This window comes from Planomonospora sp. ID67723 (assembly GCF_015711605.1).
Lineage (GTDB): Bacteria > Actinomycetota > Actinomycetes > Streptosporangiales > Streptosporangiaceae > Planomonospora_A.
The window spans coordinates 124383-143670 of record NZ_JABTEZ010000006.1 but is presented as its reverse complement, the minus strand read 5'-3'; the positions used below and the strand labels follow the sequence as shown (position 1 = coordinate 143670).

Here is a 19288-nt window from a genome sequence, read left to right as displayed (position 1 = left end):
GTTCCCCCGCCGTCACGGCCCGAAAAGGTGGACCACATCGCGAAGCCACCGGCCTGCCTGGAACCGGACCAGGCGAGCCGAGGGAGGACCACCTCATCATCAAGGCCTGCGTAAGGTTCAGCATGAAGGCCTGCGTAAGGTTCAGCATGAAGGCCTGCGTAAGGTTCAGCATGGCTGCTTCCCTGGTCGTCGATTCCCCCCGCACGTCGCCGCGGCGTAGCTGGTGGCGGTTGGTGCTCATCGGGCCGGTGCTCGCCGCGTCGGTGCTGACGGTGCTCGCTGCGGCGACCCCCGGCGGCAACACCCCGCTGATCATCGCGGCCGTCCCCGCATGGCTGCTGTCCTTCTGCGCGTGGGTGGCGCTCCTCGCGGTTCGTCCCCACGGACGTGACCGGCGGCTCTGCCTTCTGCCGCTTGCCGGCGGACTGGTCTTCGCCATTGCCGGTTCAGGAATTCCGCTGCACGTCGCCTTCGCGATGTCCGAACCCGCTCTGACGAGGTACGCGGCCTCTCTGCCGGAACGGCAACGCTGGATCTTCCACGAGGAACAAGCCGGAGCATTCACGATCGACCAGGTCCGACGCTGGAATGGGGTCACAGAGCTCGGTACGGCGGGCTCCGGCGGGATGCTGGAGCAGTGCGGATTCGTTCACGTCCCTGCCGGGCGCGTGCAGGAGCTCGGAGCATCTCAGATCACACATCTGACCGGCGACTGGTACGCCAGGTGCGTCGACTTCGACTGACCGTCCTCCCCGATGCCGTACCCGCAAGCGCCCATGCGCCGAGGACACAGCGACCAGGCACTGCTTCACAACTCATCACATAGGGCTTGATCTGGGATTTCTCCGGAATGTCCATGCGGCTCGGTGGTACTCGTCGGCCAGCCCGCCGATCTCGTCGCGATCACATACGAAGCGATGAAAGACGCCGAGAGCCCGCACCGCAGGTCAGCGGGGGTTCCACCGCTGCGGCGCAGGTTCTCAGACCTTGTCAGCCCTTGATGCAGATGAGCTGGCGCAGGTGGGCGACGACCTCGACCAGGTCGGTCTGGGCGGCCATGACCGACTCGATGTCCTTGTACGCCCCGGGGATCTCGTCGATCACCCCGGTGTCCTTGCGGCACTCGACGCCCTCGGTCTGGGCCTTGAAGTCCGCCAGGGTGAACGTCTTCTTGGCTTTGTTCCGGCTCATCCGGCGACCGGCACCATGTGAGGCCGAGTTGAACGCCGCGGCGTTCCCCCGGCCCTTCACGATGTAGGTGCCGGTCGCCATCGAGCCGGGGATGATGCCGAACTCGCCGGATCCCGCGCGGATCGCGCCCTTGCGGGTGACGAGCACATCCACGTCGTCGTACCGCTCCTCGGCCACGTAGTTGTGGTGGCAGGAGATCGGCTGCTCGAAGGTGATGCCCGGCAGGTGGCGGCGGAGCACGTCGCAGACCAGGGCCATCATGACCGCCCTGTTGCGGCGCGCGTAGTCCTGCGCCCAGAACAGGTCCCGCCGGTACGCCTCCATCTGCGATGTGCCCCCGACGAACACCGCGAGATCCCGGTCCGGCAGATCCTGGTTGTGCGGCAGCCCTCGTGCCACCTCGATGTGATGGTCGGCCAGTTCCTTGCCGATGTTGCGCGAACCGGAGTGCAGCACGACCCAGACCACGCCCTCATCGTCGGCGCAGACCTCCAGGAAGTGGTTGCCTCCCCCGAGGGTGCCCATCTGCACTTCGGCCTTCTCCCGCCGGCCCCGCACGGACGGGGCCAGCTCGTCGAAGCCCTTCCAGAACTCCGCCCAGCCCGCGCCCTTGAGCTCCTGCAGCGTGGTCGGGTCGACCGGCCGCTTGTGGTGCCCGAATCCGACCGGGACCGCCCGCTCCAGCTTCGAGCGCAGGTATCCCAGGTTGTCGGGCAGGCTGTCGGCCGTGTAGGAGGTCTTCACCGCGGTCATGCCGCAGCCGATGTCCACGCCCACCGCCGCGGGCGAGACCGCGTCGCGCATGGCGATGACCGAGCCGACCGTGGCACCCTTGCCGTGGTGCACGTCCGGCATCACCGCGACGCCGTGCACCCACGGCAGGTCGGAGACGTTGCGCAACTGCCGCATCACGTCGGGCTCGACTTCGGCCGGCTCGGCCCACATGCGGATTGGCGCCCGGCCACCTGTCACCTCGTTGTACGTCATCCTCACGTCGCCTCCCTCCGGCACGTCAGTCGGTCGCGGACGAGGTCAATAACGCCAGAGACACACTGCCCACGCAACTGAATTAACCACTCACAATGGCCGTGAACAGCCAAAACGTCCTTAAATCTTCCTGTACGGCCCCGCCGGAGCACGTCTGCACGCCCGCCGCCGGACCTGCTGCTCGCCGACGCGGTGTCCGTACCGTTCCTGGTGTACGGCGTCTCCTGGTGTACGGCGTCCCGGTCGCGGTTCGGGCCGCGGCGGGAATTCTCACCGAGGACAACGCAGAGCGCCTTCGCCTGCTGAGGCAGTGGGTCGACGCGGCCGGTGGTGCACCGGAGCCCGGCAGGATCAGGGCGCGGTGATCCCGGTGCCCTGTGCGAGCAGGAGGAGGACGTCGACGGCGGCCACGGCGATGGCCGCCGCGAACGGGGCCCGGGGTGACCGCCCTCCCAGCAGCGGGCCCGCGGCCGCGAACGCGCAGGCCGCCGCGAGGGCGGCCCAGCCCGCCGCGCCGGGCGAGCCGTCCGGGGCCAGGACGAGCAGACCGGTCGCCGCGAGCAGCGGGAGCGGGATCAGCGCGCGGACCCGCGCGGGGCCGAGCCGCTGCGGCCAGCCGCGGACCCCGGTGGCGAGGTCGTCGGAGATGTCGGGCAACACGTTGGCCAGGTGGGCCCCGCAGCCGAGCAGCGCCGCCGCCAGCACCGCCCACCAGGCCGGCCACGGCCTCTCCGGCAGGCCGAGCGCGACGAACGCCGGTAGCGAGCCGAACCCCACGGCGTAGGGGACCCAGGACAACACGGTGGCCTTCAGGCCGAGATCGTAGGCCCAGGCGGCACCGACGCCGGCGAGATGCACGGCCCCGGCCGCCGGGCCGGAGGCGAGGGAGAGCGGCACGCAGAGCGCCAGGGCGACGATCGCGGCGGCCCACACCGTCCGGCCGCCCACCGCGCCGCCGACGATCGGCTTGTCCGCCCGTCCGGCCGCGCGGTCCCGTCCGGCGTCCACCGCGTCGTTGCACCAGCCGATGGAGAGCTGCCCGGCGAGTACGGCGGCGGCCACCGCGGCGCACCCGGCCGCGTCCCGCCCGCTCGCCGTGGCCAGCGCGGCGGTCAGGACGGTGACCGCCGCCGTCGGCCCGGCATGGCAGGCCCGCGCCAGTCCCAGGGCCGCCGTCAGAGGGGACCGATGGCCGCGACCGCGCCGGCTCGTCGTCACGGAGCCGATCCTAGAACGTCGTACGGCGAAGGCATGACGTCCGGCCGGATGGGCACAGTGCCGGTGTTCCGCTGTCCGTCCATCCGGGGGTGCCCAGATTGAGCCGTATCGCCGCCGTCCGGGGGGCGCTGCCGCCGAACCGCTATTCCCAAGACGAGATCGCCGACGCCTTCGCCCGGATGTGCCTGCCGGAGGGGACCGGCCGGGCCCTGCTCGACCGGCTGTACGCGGGCGCGCGCGTCGAGCACCGCCATCTGAGCCTGCCGCTCGACCGGTACGACAAGCTCGACGGGTTCGGGGCGGCCAACGACGCCTTCATCGAGACTTCCCTGGAACTGGGCGCGGAGGCGGTCTGCGGCGCGCTGGAGGCGGCCGGGCTCGCACCGGAGGACGTCGACATGATCCTGTGCACCTCGGTGACCGGCATCGCCGCGCCCTCGCTGGAGGCCCGGCTGGCCGGCCGGATCGGCCTGCGCCCCGACGTCAAGCGGGTGCCGGTGTTCGGGCTGGGGTGCGTGGCGGGAGCGGCGGGGATCGCCCGCGTGCACGACTACCTGCGGGGCTGGCCGGACCACGTGGCCGTGCTGCTCTCGGTCGAGTTGTGCTCGCTGACGCTGCAGCGCGAGGACGCCTCCGTCGCCAACATGGTGGCGGGGGCGCTGTTCGGCGACGGCGCGGCCGCCGTGGTGGTCTGCGGCGCGGAGCGGACCCCCGGGCCGCACAGGCCGCCAGGGCCGGCGCGGGTACCGGAGCCGCCCGGGACGGCGGGTTCGTGGGGACCGACCGTGGTGGCCGCCCGCAGTCACCTGTACCCCGGCTCGGGGCAGGTGATGGGCTGGGAGGTCCGGGACACCGGTTTCCGGGTGGTGCTCGACGCGGGCGTCCCGGACGTCGTGCGCACCCATCTCGCCGCCGACGTGCACGGGTTCCTCGCCGACCACGGACTGACCTCCGGCGACGTCACGGCCTGGGTCTGCCATCCCGGCGGCCCCAAGGTCCTGGAAGCGGTCGCCGAGACGCTGGAACTGCCGCCCGGCGCGCTGGACGTCACCTGGCGCTCCCTGGCCGAGGTCGGCAACCTCTCCTCCTCCTCGGTGCTGCACGTCCTGCGGGACACGATCGCCCTGCGGCCGCCGCCGGGCACCCCCGGGCTGATCATCGCGATGGGCCCCGGCTTCTGTTCCGAGCTCGTCCTGCTGCGCTGGTAAGGGTCGTCGATGCACTGGTATCCGGCACTCATCGTCCTGATCGCGGCCGAGCGCCTCGCGGAGCTGGTCGTCTCCCGCCGCAACGCCCGGTGGAGCCTGGCCCGCGGCGGGACGATCGCCGGGCGCGGGCACTATCCGTGGATGGTCGCCCTGCACACGGGCCTGCTGGCGGGCTGCCTGGCCGAGGTGTACCTGGCGGGAAGGCCCTTCGTCCCGGCGCTGGGCTGGCCGATGCTCGTCCTCGTGGCCGCCTCCCAGGCGCTGCGCTGGTGGTGCGTGGCCACGCTGGGGCGGCAGTGGAACACCGAGGTGATCGTGGTCCCCGGTCTGCCGCGGGTGACCGGCGGCCCCTACCGGTTCTCCTGGCTGCCCCACCCCAACTACGTGGCGGTGGCCGTGGAGGGAGCGGCACTGCCGCTGGTGCACGGGGCATGGATCACCGCCCTCGTCTTCACCGTCTGCAACGCCGCGCTGATGGCGGTGCGGATCCGGTGTGAGGACGCCGCGCTGTCCGCGCTCGCACCGGCGTCGGACCCGGACTCCGCCGGCTCGCAGGACGGGGGCGCAGGCCGGGCGCGTCCTCGGGGCACGGGCCAGGCCGGCGGCCGGGCTCCGGTGTGATCGACGTACTGGTCGCCGGCGGCGGCCCGGCTGGCCTGGCGACGGCCATCCACGCGGCCGCGGCCGGCATGGAGGCGGTCGTGGTCGAGCCCCGCCCCGGGCCGGTGGACAAGGCGTGCGGCGAGGGCCTGATGCCCACCGGGGCCGCCGCCCTGCGCTCGATGGGCATCGATCCCGGCGGCCGGCCGCTGCGGGGAATCCGCTACCTCGACGGGCGCCACGAGGTGCAGGCGGCCTTCCGCGGCGGCCACGGGCTGGGCGTGCGCCGTACCGCGCTGCACGCCGCGTTGTCTCGGCGTGCAGCCGAACTGGGCGTGCGGATCGTCCAGGGGCGGGTCTCCGCGGTACGGCAGCACTCGGGCGGCGTCGAGGCGGCCGGATTCCGGGCCCGCTGGCTGGTGGCCGCGGACGGGCTGCACTCTCCGTTGCGCGCCCAGTTCGGGCTGGAGCTGCCCGCCCGGGGAATGCGCAGATACGGCCTGCGCCAGCACTATCCGATCGCGCCCTGGACCGACTTCGTCGAAGTCCACTGGGCGGCGGACGCCGAGGCGTACGTGACCCCGGTGAGCGAGAACCTGGTGGGTGTGGCGGTGCTGACCACCCGGCGCGGCGGTTACCTGGACCGCCTGACGGCGTTCCCCTCGCTCCTGGCCCGGCTCGACGGGCCTGCCGCGACCCGGGTGCGCGGTGCCGGTCCGCTGCGCCAGCGGGTCCGGGCCCGGGTCGCCGGGAGGGTGCTGCTGGTCGGTGATGCCGCCGGTTACACCGACGCGCTCACCGGCGAGGGGATCTCGCTCGCGCTGCTGTCGGCGCGGGCCCTGGTCCGCTGTCTGCGGGCGGGCGCCCCGCAGGACTACGAGACCGCCTGGCTCCGGTTGTCGCGGCGTCACCGGCTGCTCACCGGCGCGCTCCTGTCGGCCCGGCGGCATCCGGCGGCGGCCCGGCTGATCGTCCCGGCCGCGCAGCGGATGCCGGCCCTGTTCGGCGCGGCGGTGCGGGCGCTGGCATGACCGTCCGCCGTCGTCCGGTGGCGGGAAGAAGAACCGCCCGGCATCCCTGCGGGGATGCCGGGCGGTCTCCGGTGCCGGGCTTCGCCCGGTCAGATCAGGTGAGGGCGGGTCAGTGGTAGACCTTCACCCAGTCCCTGGCCTCGGCGCCGCTCAGGCCCCTGGCACCCTCGAAGATGACTCGCCAGGTGCCGGAGACACGGGCCGGGAGCTCCGTGTAGAAGCGCCCGTCGGGACCCGTCCCGATCGACTCGACGTAGTGCCACTTGTGCTTGCCGGCGACGCGGAACAGCACGACGATCTTCTGTCCGCCCGCGTTCCCGTTCCAGGTCCGCCTCGTGCGCTCGTCGCACGGGACGTGGACGGTGGTCACGTCCGCGCCGCGACCGCGCTCGGACGGGGTGCACTCCTCTTCGATCTGGAGCTGGCCCGCCAGCGAGATCTTGTGGTGCCTGCGGACCGGGTTGGGGTCCGCGTGGAAACCGACGATACGAGTGGTCGTGTCGTACTGCGGGTGCCCCGCGGTGGCGGCCGCGGCCTGCGCCGGAGCGGCGATCGCGAGCGCGGAGACGCTCAGGGTCGCCGCGGCCAGAGCCGTGGCAAGGCGTCGCATCATATGGAAACTTCCTCTCCCCGTGAAGAGGCGCGCCCCGGGACGGAGCACGCCTACCGTCAAAGACGCTTCAAGGTAGAGAAAAGTTGCCGCAAAGGACAGGTAAAACTATTCCATTTTGGAAACGTTGGTTAAGTTTTGTGACTATTAATGGTTAATTGTCCCTTTTGTCGACCCGGAGAACCCGGCTCGAGTCGGCGGCGAAACGCCCCGTCCCCGGGAAGCGGACCCGCCAGTCCCCCCGCCGGTGCCCCTCCACTTTCCTGACGAAATAGCCCAGACGGTCCGTCACGGCCCCGGCCACCCGCCCCCATGCCTCCTCGCCGTCCCGCCGATACAGGATCTCCACCGGCTGACCGGCGAAGGGGGCGTAGTCCGTGTACCCCTGAGGATCGACCCGCCGCAGCACCCCGCCGACCCGGACGCCCCCTTCTCCCCTCACAACCTGGACCGACGTGAGCACGGTCGCCCGTTTCAGCCAGAACTCGGCGTACCGGACGGCCGTGGCGCCCTCCGCACCCCTGGCGGTGGCGGTGATCGTCCAGCGTCCGGCGGGGTAGCGGCGGTTCAGCCGCCGCTCCGGCAGGAAACGCCAGGTCTCCCACTCCGCGCCGGTCCGCCCGAGGCGCACCGGCGCGCCCTCCACCCGCGGGACGGCCACCCGCCCTGAGGCCGTCCGGGAGTCTCCGGATCCACGGCCGGCCGGCGCGTCCGTGCCGGGCACCGCGCCGGGTTCGACCTGGATCGTCACGCCGTCCGGGCCGGAGACCCCACGGGCGACCACGTCGATCACCAGCCGTACGGCGCTGCCCGGGCGGACCACCGGCGCCGCGGGGCTCAGGGTGATCGAGCGGATCACCGGCCCGGTCGCGGGGGGCCGGGCAGCGGCCACCGGGACGGTCGCGGTCGCCGCACCCGCGGCGGGCAGCGCACAGGCCGCCGCGGCCAGGAACGCGAGAAGAGCTCTAACGGTCATGATCAGGACGCTAGGAACCGGCCGGCAATGACCATGGGAGCGACACACGCCCGGTTGGGCAAAACAGCGGAAAAGGCGCCCGGCCTTCCCGAGGAGGAGGCCGGGCGCCGCGCGAGCGGCCGGTCAGCCCTCGTACATCCCGGCGATGACCTCGGCGTACTTGGCGTGGATGACGCGCCTCTTGAGCTTCAGGCTGGGGGTGAGCTCCTCGGTCTCGGCCGTCCACTCCACCGGGAGCAGCCGCCAGCGCTTGACCTGCTGGACTCGGGCGAGCTTCTCGTTGGCCGTCTCTATCGCGGCCTCGACGGCCTTGAGCACGTCGGGGTGCTCGGCGAGCTCGGCCAGGGTGGTGAACTCGATGCCGTTGGCCTGCGCCCAGCCGGGAGCCACCTCGCCGTCGAGGGTGAGGATCGCCACCGGGTACGGCCTGCCGTCTCCGAAGGCGAGGGCCTGGCCGATGAGGGGGTGCTCCTTGAGGTAGTTCTCGATGTTGGCCGGGGAGATGTTCTCGCCGCCCGCGGTGATGATGAGTTCCTTCTTCCGGTCGACGATCTTGACGAAGCCGTCCTCGTCGATGGAGCCCACGTCACCGGTGTGCAGCCAGCCGTCCTCGTCCAGCAGCTCTGCGGTCGCCTCGGGCCGGTTCAGGTAGCCGGCGGTGTTGAGCGGGCTGCGGGTGAGGATCTCGCCGTCCTCGGCGATGCGGACCTCGACTCCGGGCTCGGCGCGGCCGACGGTGCCCAGCTTGTAGTGCTCGGGGCTGTTGGCGGTGAACGCGCCCGTCGTCTCGGTCATGCCGTACACGTCGAGGATCTTCAGGCCGAGACCGGCGAAGAACCGCTGGACCTCGAGCGGCATCGGGGCCGCGGCGGTGGCCAGCCAGCGGGCGTTGTCGAAGCCGATCATGGACCGGATGATCGACAGCAGTGCGGCGTCGGCCTGGTCGTATGCCTGCTGGATCTCCGGCGTGACCGTGTGACCGTACTGGCACGCCTCGACGTAGGCCAGCCCGGCGGCCATGGCCGCGCGCACGCCCTCCTGCTGCTCCTCGGGCTGGGTCGCCAGCAGGGCCTGCAGGCGTGCCATCATCTTCTCCCACACCCGGGGGACGCCGAAGAACATGACCGGCTTGACCTTCCCGAGCGTCGCGCCCAGGCTCGCCAGGTCGGTGCAGAAGTGCACGTGGGAGAGCTTGAACAGCGGCAGGTACAGGCTGAGCACCCGCTCGGCGATGTGCGCGTAGGTGAGGTAGGAGATCTGGGTGCCGAGGGTGGGCAGCGAGGTCATCCGGTCGGTGGCCCCCACCTCGAAGCACACGTTGGCGTGGGTGAGCGGCACGCCCTTGGGATTGCCGGTGGTGCCCGAGGTGTACAGGACCGTCAGGACGTCGCCGGCCCCGACCGCCTGCCAGCGGGCGTCGACGGCCTCCGGGTCCTCGGCCAGGCGCTCGCGGCCCAGTGCCAGGAAGTCGTCCCAGCCGATGAACCGGTCGTCACCGGTCGGGGCGCCCTCCAGCATCACGACCTTCGCCAGGCCGGGCAGCTCTCCGAGGACCGGCTCCCAGCGGGTCAGCTCGGCCGGACCGCCCAGCACCGCGACCTTCGCGCCGACGTCGCCGGCGACGAAGGCGACCTGGTCGGGGGCGAAGGTGGCGTAGACCGAGCACGGCACGGCCCCGGCGTGCACGGCGCCGAGATCGGCCAGCACGTGCTCGCTCCGGTTGACCATCATCAGCGCGACGGCGTCACCGGGCCCGACACCGAGGGCGGCGAACCCGGCCGCGATCTCCAGGACCCGCTGCCGCGCCTCGGCGTAGGTCAGGGTGGTCCAGCCGTCGCCGGCGGGATCGGAGTAAGCGGGCGCGTCGGGATGACTTTCGGCCGCCTCCTTCAGCTGTGCGCATACGGTACGGCCTGCGATCGTCTCCTCGATCGACGTGCGTTCCGCAAGGACATCACCCATGACGCGCCTCCAGAAAGTGCTTACTTGCACGGTGGGATGCATCGCACCACACCCGGTCAGCGCAGGCAAGAGCCGCGAGGCAAGAAGCGGCGAGTCCTCCGGGGAAGGCTTCACCGCGACACGTACAGTCACCTTCCGGATGCGGCGCGGAGTCGCCGGGCCGACTCCCTCCGAAGAGGGCGGGCAGGCACCTTCGGCAACCATAGGACCAATCATGGGATGATTGTTCTGTGAACCAGCTGCTCGATCTCGTGGGAATCTTCGTCTTCGCGCTCTCCGGCGCCCTCGTCGGCGTCCGCAGGCGGCTGGACGTGGTCGGCATGGCCGTGCTGGCCGCGATGACCGCACTGGGCGGCGGGATCCTGCGGGACCTGATCCTCAACGTGCCGCCCGCCGCGTTCTCCAGCGTCGGCTACGTCCTCACCCCCCTGATCGCCACGGCGATCGTGTTCTTCTGGCATCCGCAGGTGGAGCGGGTGATGCCCGTCGTGAACGTGTTCGACGCGGCCGGTCTCGGCCTGTTCTGCGCGGTCGGCACGGAGAAGGCGATGGACTACGGCCTCAGCCCGCTGCACGCCGTCCTGCTCGGGGTGACCACGGCGGTCGGCGGCGGCGTGCTGCGCGACATGCTGGCCGGCCAGATCCCCACCCTGTTGTACGACCGCCAGTTCTACGCCGTGCCCGCCATGCTCGGCTCCGCGGTGATGGCCGTGCTCTACGCCCTCGAACTGCACGGCTGGCCCGCCACCCTGGCGGCGGCCGTCCTCGCCTTCGTGCTCCGGATCGCCGCCGTGTACTTCCGGCTCCAGGCTCCCCTCGCCCGGGGCGTCGCGGCGCGGGATTGAGCCGCCCGGCGCGGGAACGGGGCACCCGCGCCGGGAACCGGCCGCCGGCGCGGGGAGCACGGGAGCACGGGAGCACGGGGAGGATGTCACAGCGCGGGGGTGAGCGGCTCGGCCGGGCGGGCGCCGTACGAGCCTCTGATCCTGGCCTCGGCGATGCGCTCCACCGCCTCGGCGACGATCTGCGGCGGCTGGGTGAACGGCAGGCGGAGCCGGCGCTCCAAGGCGCCGTCCACGCCGAACCAGGTGCCGGGCGCGAGCCGTACCCCGTGGCAGGCCGCGGCGTCGGCCAGCGCGCCGGCCGACGGACCCTCCAGCCGGACCCAGAGCGAGCCGCCGCCCGCCGGGACCGTGAACCTCCAGTCGGGCATCCGCTCCCCCAGCGCCGACACCAGCGCGTCCCGGGAGACTCTGAGGGTGCGCCGCCGCTCGGCTCTGGTCTCCTCCATGTCCTCGAACAACCGGGTCACGACCAGCTGCTCGAAGAGAGGGCTGGCGATGTCCACGGCCGCGCGCAGCACCGCCAGGCGGCGGACCACGGCCGCGCCGGCGCGGACCCAGCCGATGCGCAGCCCTCCCCACCACAGCTTGGACGCCGACCCGACGCTGATCACCCGGTTGTCGGTGTCGAACGCGGCCAGCGGCGCGGTCCGGGGCGCCTCGTCGATCGCCAGTTCGCTCCAGGTCTCGTCCACGACCAGGGTGGTGCCGTGCTTGCGGGCCGCGCCGACCAGCCCGGCCCGCACGGCGTCGTCCATCAGGTGCCCGGTCGGGTTCTGGAAGTCGGGGATCACGTAGGCGAGGCGCGCGGCCGACTGGCTCATCGCGGAGGCGAGCAGGTCCAGGTGCCAGCCGTCCTCGGCGAGGCCGACCGGGACGATCCGGGCACCGCGCATCCTGGCCAGGTCGATCACGTGCGGGTAGGTGGGCGACTCGATCACCATCGGGTCGCCGGCCGAGAGGAACATCGTGATCAGCAGGTGGATCGCCTGCTGGGCCCCGGTGGTGACGAGGATCTGCTCGGGCCGGGTGGCCAGCCCGCGCGCGGTGTAGCGGGCCGCGATCGCCTCGCGCAGCGGCGCGATGCCGACCGGGTCGTAGCCCATGCCCAGCGCGTAGCGCGGGTAGTGCTCGCTCGCGTGGGCGATCGCCGCGGGCAGCGCCGAGGTCGCGTGCGGCGCGGCGCAGTGCAGCGGCAGCAGGCCGTCGTCTCCGGCCGCGATCCACGGGTTCTCGATGCCGAGCGCGCCGGGGTCGGGCAGCGCGGTCCAGCTCCCGGCGCCCTGGCGGCTCTCCAGGTAACCCTGCTCGCGCAGACGGTCGTAGGCGGCGGTCACGGTGGTACGGCTGACGCCCAGGGCCTCGGCGAGGTGCCGCTCGGCAGGCATCCGCACCCGGACCGGAAGCCGGCCGTCGAGGATCAGCGAGCGCACGGCTCCGGCCAGCACCCGGTAGTAGGGCCGCGCGCCGGGGTCGATCGCGAGGAGGCGGGCGAGCTGGGGTCCACTCAGGTACCGGTCCATGCGGGCCAGCATAAAGCCACTTTCGCTGATTGGACCTTTCAGTCATGATGGATAACCCGGACGATTAGCTCATTATGAGCGAACTCTCCCTGCCCACCCTCGGCTCCCTCCCCAACCGCCTCGTCCGCCTCTACTCGGGACTGGCGCTCTACGGCGTCGGCATCGGCCTGCAGATCGAGTCCGCCCTCGGCGGAAGCCCCTGGGACGTGTTCCACCAGGGCCTCTCGACCCACTTCGGCCTCTCGGTCGGCACCTGGATCATCATCGTGGGAGCGTTGGTGATGGTGCTGTGGATCCCCCTCAGGCAGCGGCCGGGCATCGGCACCCTCAGCAACGTCGTCTTCCTCGGACTGTTCGCCGACGCGGCCCTGTGGCTGGTCCCCACCCCGGAGCCCCTCGCCGTCCGCTGGGCCTGCCTGCTGGCCGGCGTCGTGGCCACCGCCGCGGCGACGGCCCTGTACATCGGGGCGGGCCTGGGCCCGGGCCCGCGCGACGGCATCATGACCGGGCTGGTCCGCCTGGGCCTCTCGATCCGCCTGGCCCGCACCCTCATCGAGGTGACCGTGCTGGCGACCGGCTGGCTGCTCGGCGGCACCGTGGGCGTCGGTACGGTGGTCTTCGCCCTCGCCGTCGGCCCCCTCGCCCAGTTCTTCATGCCGCGGCTGAGTTTCTCCCGATCGACCGCGCAGGACTGACGATCACCGTCGCGGGTATTAGCGTCGGATCATGCGGATCGAGGACTACGCCCTCATTGGCGACATGCAGTCGGCCGCCCTCGTCGGGCTGAACGGCTCAATCGACTGGCTCTGCCTCCCCCGGTTCGACTCTCCCTCGTGCTTCGGGGCGCTGCTCGGCGACGAGGGCCACGGGCAGTGGTGGCTCGGCCCCGCGGGTTCCGGCCATGCCCCCGCGACCCGGCGGCGCTACCGGGGCGAGACCCTGGTGCTGGAGAGCGAGTGGGACACCCCCGGCGGCACCGTCCGGGTGATCGACTTCATGCCCGCCCGGCAGACCAACCCCGACCTGGTCAGGATCGTCGAAGGCGTCTCCGGCACGGTGGAGATGTCCACGGAGATCCGCATCAGGTTCGACTACGGCCGGATCGTGCCCTGGGTGCGCCGCGACGGCGACCTGCTGCACGCCGTCGGCGGCCCCGACTCCGTCTGGCTGCACTCCCCCGTGCCGCTGCACAGCGACGGATACTCCCACGAGGGGACCTTCCAGGTCTCGGCGGGCGAGCGGGTGGCGTTCCTCTTCACCTGGCACCCCTCCCACGAGCCCCGGCCCGTCGAGATCGACCCGTTCGAGCAGCTGACCGAGACCGAGGCGCTGTGGGCCGAGTGGGTGGAGCAGTGCTGCTACAAGGGGCCCTGGCGCGAGGCCGTGGTCCGCTCCCTCATCACGCTCAAGGCGCTCACCTACGCCCCCACCGGCGGCATCGTCGCGGCCCCCACCACCTCCCTGCCCGAGGACCTGGGCGGGGTCCGCAACTGGGACTACCGCTTCTGCTGGCTGCGTGACGCCACCATGACCCTGGAGGCCCTGATCGGCGCCGGCTACCTGCAGGAGGCCCGTGACTGGAGGGCCTGGCTGCTGCGCGCCATCGCCGGCCGGGCCGAGGACCTGCAGATCATGTACGGCGTCGCCGGAGAGCGCCGCCTGCCGGAGATGGAGATCGGCTGGCTGCCCGGCTACGAGGGGTCCCGGCCGGTCCGGATCGGCAACGGCGCGGTCAACCAGCTCCAGCTCGACGTCTACGGCGAGGTGATGAACTCCCTGTATCTCTCGCGCACCTCGGGCATGGAGCCGGACCGGCGGGCCTGGACCATCCAGCGGCGGCTGATCGGCTACGTCGAGGACCACTGGGACGAGCCCGACGAGGGTCTGTGGGAGGTCCGCGGGCCCCGCCGCCACTTCACCCACTCCAAGGTGATGTGCTGGGTCGCCCTGGACCGGGCGATCAAATACGTGGAGGTCCTCGGCCAGGACGGCCCGGTGGAGCGCTGGAAGGAGGTACGCGCCCGGATCCACGCCGAGATCTGCGACAAGGCCTTCGATCCGGTGCGGGGCACCTTCACCCAGGCGTACGGCTCGCAGGAGCTCGACGCCGCCCTGCTGCTCATCCCCATCGTCGGCTTCCTGCCGCCGGAGGACCCGCGCGTGATCGGGACCATCGAGGCGGTCGAGCGCGAGCTGCTGGTGGACGGGTTCGTGTTGCGCTACCCGGTGGCCAGGGACAACGACGTGGACGGCCTGCCCGGCGGTGAGGGCTCCTTCCTGGCGTGCAGCTTCTGGCTGGCCGAGGCCCTCGCGATGATCGGCCGCAGGGAGGATGCGGTCGAGCTTTTCGAGCGCCTGCTGGCCCTGCGCAACGACGTCGGCCTGCTCTCCGAGGAGTACGACCCGCGCTACGGCCGCCTGGTCGGCAACTTCCCGCAGGCCTTCAGCCACGTCCCGCTGATCCACACCGCCCGCGCGCTGAGCTGAGGCGGGGCTCCGTGCCCTCGCGCGGCACGGGGCGCCGCGGGACATCCCGGCCGGCGCGGACAGCCGTTCGCGGCGCACGGGGGCGCCGATGGCGGAATACACCCCCACCGGGACCCGCTGGTCCGGCGGCCGCGCCCTGGCCGCGGCTGCGCGACAGGCCCTGCGGCCACGGCCCGGAGTACGCCAGGCGGCGACCCGTGGCGAACCGGCCCCCGGTCGCCTCCGGAGGCCCCGCCCTCCGCCGGGGAAGGCGTTCGGAAAAATCTTGAAACCCGCTGTAACAATCCGCCGCGGTCGCCACTCTTATCTGACGAACCCACCCTGAACAGAACGGAACACCAGGTCATGAGCGACTTCGACGTCACCACCACCGACTACGTCGACTACGACGGCGACGGCGCCACCGACGCCCAGCTGATCGACACCGACGGCGACTTCGTGGCCGACGAGGAGCGCTACGACGTCAACCACGACGGCGTCACCGATGTCGTCTACCTCGACCACGACGGCGACGGCTACGTCGACGAGGTCCGCGTCGACCTCAACGGCGACGGCGTCTCCGACTACACCGAGTACCAGAGCCCGTTCCCGACGGTCTGATCACAGCATCCGGCATGAGCCCGTGCGGCCCGGCTCCGGGGAATCCGGAACCGGGCCGCACGGGCCGCCGACGAGGAAGGCGACCGATGACAGACCGACGTGCGCTCCTCCCCCTGTTGCTCCTGGGCGGCCTCGCACTGACCGGCTGCGGCCCGGCGGGGCCCGGCGGAGGCGCGGCGGGTCCGGGCGGGGAGGCCGTCACCGCGGTCACGCAGCCGGCGCCCGCCCCGACCGCCGAGGCGGACGGGGGCGGCGTCGCGCCCCTGCTGCCCAGGGGCGAGACCGGTGTGGCGCAGACCCCCGGCGGGGCGGGGGCCGCGCAACCCCCCGGCGAGGCCGGGCGGCCGCCGGAGAAGCCGGCCGACAGGCCCGGCGTCCAGGAGGCGCCGGGCCTGTTCGGGCTGCCGTTCCCGGCCCTGATGCTCGCCCTGGCGGTGGGAGCCGCCGTGCTGATCGCCGCGGCGGTCCTCCTGTGGCGGCGGAACAGGGACGTTCCCTCCACCGCCTGGCAGGGCGGGCCGGGGCTGCCGGAGCCCCCGAGGCCCGCCGCCGCACCGCCCGCCGTACCGTCCAGCCCGGCCGTACAGCCCGCTTCGCCCGTCAGACCGTCCGAAGCGCCCGTACCGCAGGGATCACCCGTACCGTCTGGAGCACCCATGCCGTCCGCCGTACCGGCCGCAGAGCCCGGTCCCGCCGCGTCCGACCCGCTGCAGGAGGTCCTGGAGGAGGTCGCCGGGAGCGGGATCAGCCAGGCGCTCACCCAGCAGGTGGAGCGCCTGTTCGCCGGTGGCCGCCCGAGCAGGGAGGTCCTGGTGGAGGCCTGCATCGGTTACCGGGACCAGATCGCCGAGCGCCACCCCCGGCTGGCCGGCACGCTCCTGGACGGGCTGAACCGGGCCGGGGTCCGGGAGATCGTCGCAGACGGGCAGCGCTTCGACCCGCGCCTGCACGAGGCGTTCGGCACCGAGCCGACCGACCGGCCCGAGTTGCACGACATCGTCGCGGAGACCGTCAAGCACGGGTACGCCGACGGTGACCGCGTGATCCGCGTGCCGCAGGTGGCCGTCTACCGCCACGAACCGGCCGCGGCACCCGACTCGCCCGGGGCCGGGCGGTGAGCGGCTCAGCCGCCCCCGAGCTCGGCCTGGAGCCGCTGCCTGGCCCGGTGGATCCACACCTTCACCGTGTTGATCGGGACCTCCAGTGCGGCGCCCACCTGCTCATAGGTGAGCCCGCCGGCCCACAGCAGCAGCGCCTCCCGATGGGAGTCGGGCACCGTGGCCAGTGCCCGGCGCAGATCGGCCAGCTCGGCGACGGTGTCCTCGAAGGGCTCGGTGACCGCCGACTCCTCGCCCACCTCGTCGAAGATCATCCCCATGGGGGCACGGCGCCGTACCACCGCACGCGCGGCGTTGCGCGCGATGGCGAGGACCCAGGCTCGGAAGGGCGCCTTGCCCTCGAAGGAGGCCAGGCCCTTCCACGCGGCGAGCTGCGTGTCCTGCAGCGCGTCGAGCGCGTCGGCCCGGTTCTCGGTGAGGTGGTAGCAGACGCCGAAGGCCTGGCGCTGCGCCGTGGACCACAGTTCGGCGAAGGCGGACTCGTCACCCGCCCGCGCCGCGACGACGAGAAGGCTCTCGTCGTCAACGGCACTGCTCAACGACCCGCTCGTCATCGGTCACCCGTCCTCCCGAGGTGGAAATCAGCCAATGACATCACGCCGCACGTTTGCCCGGTATGAGGTAGGCCGCCATGATATTGGACCGTAACAATACAGAGTTCGGAGCGGGCTCCGATGAGTCAGACGACCTGACTGAGCTGCATCGACTCCTCTTCGAGACGGTTCCCGGGCCGACCGAGGAGGAGAGCGCGGACATGTTCGCGCAGACGTTCTCCTCGGACGAAGCCGACCTTTCCCTCCTGCCCGGCCAGGACGTCTTCTCCGGCGAACCCGCCCCGGACGCCGGGGAGCCCGGCCCGTTCGGCGAGGACGGGCCCTTCGGCGAGGGGAGCCCGTGGGAGGTCCGGGACGCCGGCCACGAGGACTACGCGGATCACGGCGACGACCCCTATTCCCCGGACGACGCCCACGACGGCTGGGATCCGGTCTTCGGAGGTGACGTGTGACCACGGCCGGACCCGCGGAGCTGCTGCGCCGCCTGTGCGACGGCACCTCGGCCAGGCTCGCCGGAGCGGAGCTGCGCGAGCGGGTGGCGCGGGTGCGCGCCGACCTCGACGCGCCGCTGCGGGTCGCGGTGGCCGGCGCGGTGAGCAGCGGGAAGTCGACCCTGGTCAACGCCCTGCTGGGACTGCCGGTCGCCCCGGTGGACGCGGGCGAGTGCACCTTCGTGGTGACCCAGTACGAATACGGCGAGGACGACGGGCGCATCACGGTCGAGCTCGCCGACGGCGGGGTGGCCTACTCCCGGCTGCTGCCCGGTCACCGGCTGCCCTCCGACCTCGGTGTGGACGTGGCCCGGATCCGGCGGCTGCGCGTCGCGCTGGACCTGCCGTCGCTGCGCACGGTCACCATCATCGACACCCCCGGCATGAACACGGTGACGGCCGTCAACGAGCGGGCGGCCCGGAGCATGCTCTTCGGCTCCGGCGACGAGGACGACCGCGCGCAGGCGATGATCTACGTACTGCGCTACGTTCAGAAATTCGACGACACCACCCTCGCCGAGTTCCGCGGCCTCACCGACGCCTGCGGCATGAGCTGCGTCAACACCCTCGCCGTGCTGGGTCAGATCGACCGGCGCGGTGACGAGGACGACCCCTGGCCGACCGCCCGGCGGCTGGCCACCGGCGGCTACCGGGACCTGCGCACCTCCGTCTTCGACGTGGTGCCGGTGATCGGCCTGCTGGCCGAGACCGCCCGCGCCCGCCCGCTGGACGGCGAGGAGGTCGCCGCGCTGTCCCGCCTGGCCCAGCTCGACGAGGACGATCTCGAGGACTACCTCCTCGACATGGAGGACTTCCGCACGGCGCCCGACCTGCCCGTCCCGGCGGAGGTACGGCACCGCCTGGTGGAACGGCTGCACCGCTACGGCATCCGCGTCGCGGTGGACGCGTTGCGCCGGGGCGAGCTGAGCGACGCCGCCGCGCTCACGGCCCTGCTGCTGGAGCGCTCGGGATACGCCTCGGCGGGGCGTGCGGCGACGGGTTCGGTCGCCGCGGGCCTGGCCCACTTCGCCCGCCGCGCCGAACAGCTCAAGTCACTCGACGCCGTGACCCGGCTCCGTCAGATCGCCCGCGCGCCCGCGCTCGGCTCAGACCGCGCCACCCTGGACACCCTGGCGGCCCAGCTCGACGAGAACCGGCCGATCGCGACCGCCCTGGGCGGCCTGCGGATCTTCACGGCGGCCGAGGCGCTCGGCAGGGGAACCCTGGTCCTGAGCGAGGACATGACCGCCGAGTTGCTCCGACTGGCCCGCCACGACGACCCCGCCGGGCAGTTCGGCCTGCCCGCGGGGGCCTCCCGGCAGGAGATCGCCGCCGCGGCCACGGCGGCGACGACACGCTGGCGCACGCTCGCCATGATGAACGAGGGCCGCACCGCCGGGCACCGGGCCAGGGACGTGCTGACCGTCCTGGAGGACATCGTCATCGCGGCGCTGGAGGAGGACACCGGCCCCGCCGCGGCGGCGGGTGACCCGCTCCCCCCGGTCCGGGTCGACTCCGCCGCGATCGAGGTGCTGCGCGCGGCCCCGATGGTCCCCGCCGACGACAAACGGGCGCTGGAGCTCCTGCTCGCCGGGACCGAGCTGGCGACCCAGCTCGGCGCTCCGCCGGGTGCTCCGCGTGCCGAGGTCGCCGGCTACGCCGCCGCGCTGGGCGCCCGGTTCCGCGCCCTGACCCACCGGCCGATCTCGCTGCGGCAGCGGCGGGCGGCGGAGGCCCTCTGCGACACCTACGAGGCCATCTGGTCCCGCTACCACCAGGACGGCGCGTCCTGACCTGGTGATCACGAGCCCCGCCGGTCCCGACAGGAGAGACAACTTGACCTCCTCCCCATGGATGGATCCAGGGGATTCCGGCCCTCACGGGTCGAGT

18 protein-coding genes are annotated in these 19288 nt (G+C 72.4%); 11 read left to right on the top strand and 7 right to left on the bottom strand.

Annotated features, from left to right (window positions below):
• Positions 1-170 precede the first annotated feature (170 nt).
• Positions 171-743: a hypothetical protein gene (locus HS041_RS35225; RefSeq protein ID WP_196445221.1), complete on the top strand. Its 573-nt coding sequence runs from the start codon at positions 171-173 to the stop codon at positions 741-743.
• Positions 744-990: 247 nt separating this feature from the next.
• Here the strand turns inward: HS041_RS35225 and HS041_RS35220 are convergent, their stop codons facing one another.
• Complete coding sequence (locus HS041_RS35220) at positions 991-2178, bottom strand: RtcB family protein (RefSeq protein WP_196445478.1); 1188 nt, start codon at positions 2176-2178, stop codon at positions 991-993.
• 351 nt (positions 2179-2529) lie between these two features.
• Positions 2530-3396, bottom strand: coding sequence for a UbiA family prenyltransferase (locus HS041_RS35215; protein WP_307845606.1), 867 nt, complete (start codon positions 3394-3396; stop codon positions 2530-2532).
• A 98-nt stretch (positions 3397-3494) separates the two neighbouring features.
• Here HS041_RS35215 and HS041_RS35210 point away from each other — a divergent pair, with 98 nt between their 5' ends.
• Genes HS041_RS35210 through HS041_RS35200 form a run of 3 tightly spaced genes read left to right on the top strand, consistent with a single transcriptional unit; the run spans position 3495 to position 6235 of the window.
• A complete protein-coding gene (locus tag HS041_RS35210; RefSeq protein ID WP_196445220.1) occupies positions 3495-4604 on the top strand; it encodes a type III polyketide synthase in 1110 nt (369 codons plus the stop codon).
• Between the two features lie 9 nt (positions 4605-4613).
• Complete coding sequence (locus HS041_RS35205; protein ID WP_196445219.1) at positions 4614-5225, top strand: isoprenylcysteine carboxyl methyltransferase family protein; 612 nt, start codon at positions 4614-4616, stop codon at positions 5223-5225.
• Positions 5222-6235, top strand: coding sequence for an NAD(P)/FAD-dependent oxidoreductase (locus HS041_RS35200; protein WP_196445218.1), 1014 nt, complete (start codon positions 5222-5224; stop codon positions 6233-6235). Before HS041_RS35205 ends, HS041_RS35200 begins: the two co-directional genes overlap by 4 nt.
• 109 nt (positions 6236-6344) lie before the next feature.
• Here HS041_RS35200 and HS041_RS35195 read toward each other — a convergent pair whose 3' ends face one another.
• The 3 genes from HS041_RS35195 to HS041_RS35185 all read right to left on the bottom strand — a co-directional run bounded on the left by HS041_RS35195 (position 6345) and on the right by HS041_RS35185 (position 9783).
• A complete protein-coding gene (locus tag HS041_RS35195) occupies positions 6345-6848 on the bottom strand; it encodes a hypothetical protein (RefSeq protein WP_196445217.1) in 504 nt (167 codons plus the stop codon).
• 151 nt (positions 6849-6999) lie between these two features.
• Complete coding sequence (locus HS041_RS35190) at positions 7000-7821, bottom strand: hypothetical protein (protein WP_196445216.1); 822 nt, start codon at positions 7819-7821, stop codon at positions 7000-7002.
• A 123-nt stretch (positions 7822-7944) separates the two neighbouring features.
• Positions 7945-9783 (bottom strand): AMP-dependent synthetase/ligase, encoded by a 1839-nt coding sequence (locus HS041_RS35185; RefSeq protein ID WP_196445215.1) that lies wholly within the window; start codon positions 9781-9783, stop codon positions 7945-7947.
• A 230-nt stretch (positions 9784-10013) separates the two neighbouring features.
• On the opposite strand from HS041_RS35185, the gene HS041_RS35180 reads away from it, so the two are divergent.
• On the top strand, positions 10014-10628 hold the full coding sequence (locus HS041_RS35180) for a trimeric intracellular cation channel family protein (RefSeq protein WP_196445214.1): 615 nt from the start codon (positions 10014-10016) through the stop codon (positions 10626-10628).
• Positions 10629-10714: 86 nt separating this feature from the next.
• Here HS041_RS35180 and yczR read toward each other — a convergent pair whose 3' ends face one another.
• Positions 10715-12148 (bottom strand): MocR-like transcription factor YczR, encoded by a 1434-nt coding sequence (gene yczR, locus HS041_RS35175; RefSeq protein ID WP_230880249.1) that lies wholly within the window; start codon positions 12146-12148, stop codon positions 10715-10717.
• 74 nt (positions 12149-12222) lie between these two features.
• Here yczR and yczE point away from each other — a divergent pair, with 74 nt between their 5' ends.
• The 4 genes from yczE to grpE all read left to right on the top strand — a co-directional run bounded on the left by yczE (position 12223) and on the right by grpE (position 16353).
• Positions 12223-12843: a membrane protein YczE gene (gene yczE / locus HS041_RS35170; protein WP_196445212.1), complete on the top strand. Its 621-nt coding sequence runs from the start codon at positions 12223-12225 to the stop codon at positions 12841-12843.
• 31 nt (positions 12844-12874) lie between these two features.
• Positions 12875-14635 (top strand): glycoside hydrolase family 15 protein, encoded by a 1761-nt coding sequence (locus HS041_RS35165; RefSeq protein WP_196445211.1) that lies wholly within the window; start codon positions 12875-12877, stop codon positions 14633-14635.
• 345 nt (positions 14636-14980) lie between these two features.
• A complete protein-coding gene (locus tag HS041_RS35160; RefSeq protein ID WP_196445210.1) occupies positions 14981-15235 on the top strand; it encodes a hypothetical protein in 255 nt (84 codons plus the stop codon).
• Between the two features lie 86 nt (positions 15236-15321).
• Complete coding sequence (gene grpE / locus HS041_RS35155) at positions 15322-16353, top strand: nucleotide exchange factor GrpE (RefSeq protein ID WP_196445209.1); 1032 nt, start codon at positions 15322-15324, stop codon at positions 16351-16353.
• A 5-nt stretch (positions 16354-16358) separates the two neighbouring features.
• On the opposite strand, the gene HS041_RS35150 is transcribed toward grpE, so the two are convergent.
• The gene (locus HS041_RS35150; protein ID WP_230880248.1) at positions 16359-16892 is read right to left on the bottom strand and encodes an RNA polymerase sigma factor; all 534 of its coding nucleotides are present in this window, start codon (positions 16890-16892) and stop codon (positions 16359-16361) included.
• A gap of 215 nt (positions 16893-17107) precedes the next feature.
• Between HS041_RS35150 and HS041_RS35145 the strand changes: the two genes are divergently transcribed.
• Both HS041_RS35145 and HS041_RS35140 read left to right on the top strand, forming a co-directional pair.
• The gene (locus HS041_RS35145; RefSeq protein WP_196445207.1) at positions 17108-17359 is read left to right on the top strand and encodes a hypothetical protein; all 252 of its coding nucleotides are present in this window, start codon (positions 17108-17110) and stop codon (positions 17357-17359) included.
• Positions 17356-19191: a dynamin family protein gene (locus HS041_RS35140; protein ID WP_196445206.1), complete on the top strand. Its 1836-nt coding sequence runs from the start codon at positions 17356-17358 to the stop codon at positions 19189-19191. The genes HS041_RS35145 and HS041_RS35140 overlap by 4 nt, the downstream gene beginning before the upstream one ends.
• Positions 19192-19288: the final 97 nt, after the last annotated feature.

Coding starts and splice junctions, on each gene's coding strand:
- yczR (WP_230880249.1), bottom strand. CDS start 12,148: ATGGACCGGTACCTGAGTGGACCCCAGCTCGCCCGCCTCCTCGCGATC.
- HS041_RS35185 (WP_196445215.1), bottom strand. CDS start 9,783: ATGGGTGATGTCCTTGCGGAACGCACGTCGATCGAGGAGACGATCGCA.
- HS041_RS35160 (WP_196445210.1), top strand. CDS start 14,981: ATGAGCGACTTCGACGTCACCACCACCGACTACGTCGACTACGACGGC.
- HS041_RS35195 (WP_196445217.1), bottom strand. CDS start 6,848: ATGATGCGACGCCTTGCCACGGCTCTGGCCGCGGCGACCCTGAGCGTC.
- yczE (WP_196445212.1), top strand. CDS start 12,223: ATGAGCGAACTCTCCCTGCCCACCCTCGGCTCCCTCCCCAACCGCCTC.
- HS041_RS35145 (WP_196445207.1), top strand. CDS start 17,108: ATGTTCGCGCAGACGTTCTCCTCGGACGAAGCCGACCTTTCCCTCCTG.
- grpE (WP_196445209.1), top strand. CDS start 15,322: ATGACAGACCGACGTGCGCTCCTCCCCCTGTTGCTCCTGGGCGGCCTC.
- HS041_RS35190 (WP_196445216.1), bottom strand. CDS start 7,821: ATGACCGTTAGAGCTCTTCTCGCGTTCCTGGCCGCGGCGGCCTGTGCG.
- HS041_RS35165 (WP_196445211.1), top strand. CDS start 12,875: ATGCGGATCGAGGACTACGCCCTCATTGGCGACATGCAGTCGGCCGCC.
- HS041_RS35205 (WP_196445219.1), top strand. CDS start 4,614: ATGCACTGGTATCCGGCACTCATCGTCCTGATCGCGGCCGAGCGCCTC.
- HS041_RS35225 (WP_196445221.1), top strand. CDS start 171: ATGGCTGCTTCCCTGGTCGTCGATTCCCCCCGCACGTCGCCGCGGCGT.
- HS041_RS35220 (WP_196445478.1), bottom strand. CDS start 2,178: ATGACGTACAACGAGGTGACAGGTGGCCGGGCGCCAATCCGCATGTGG.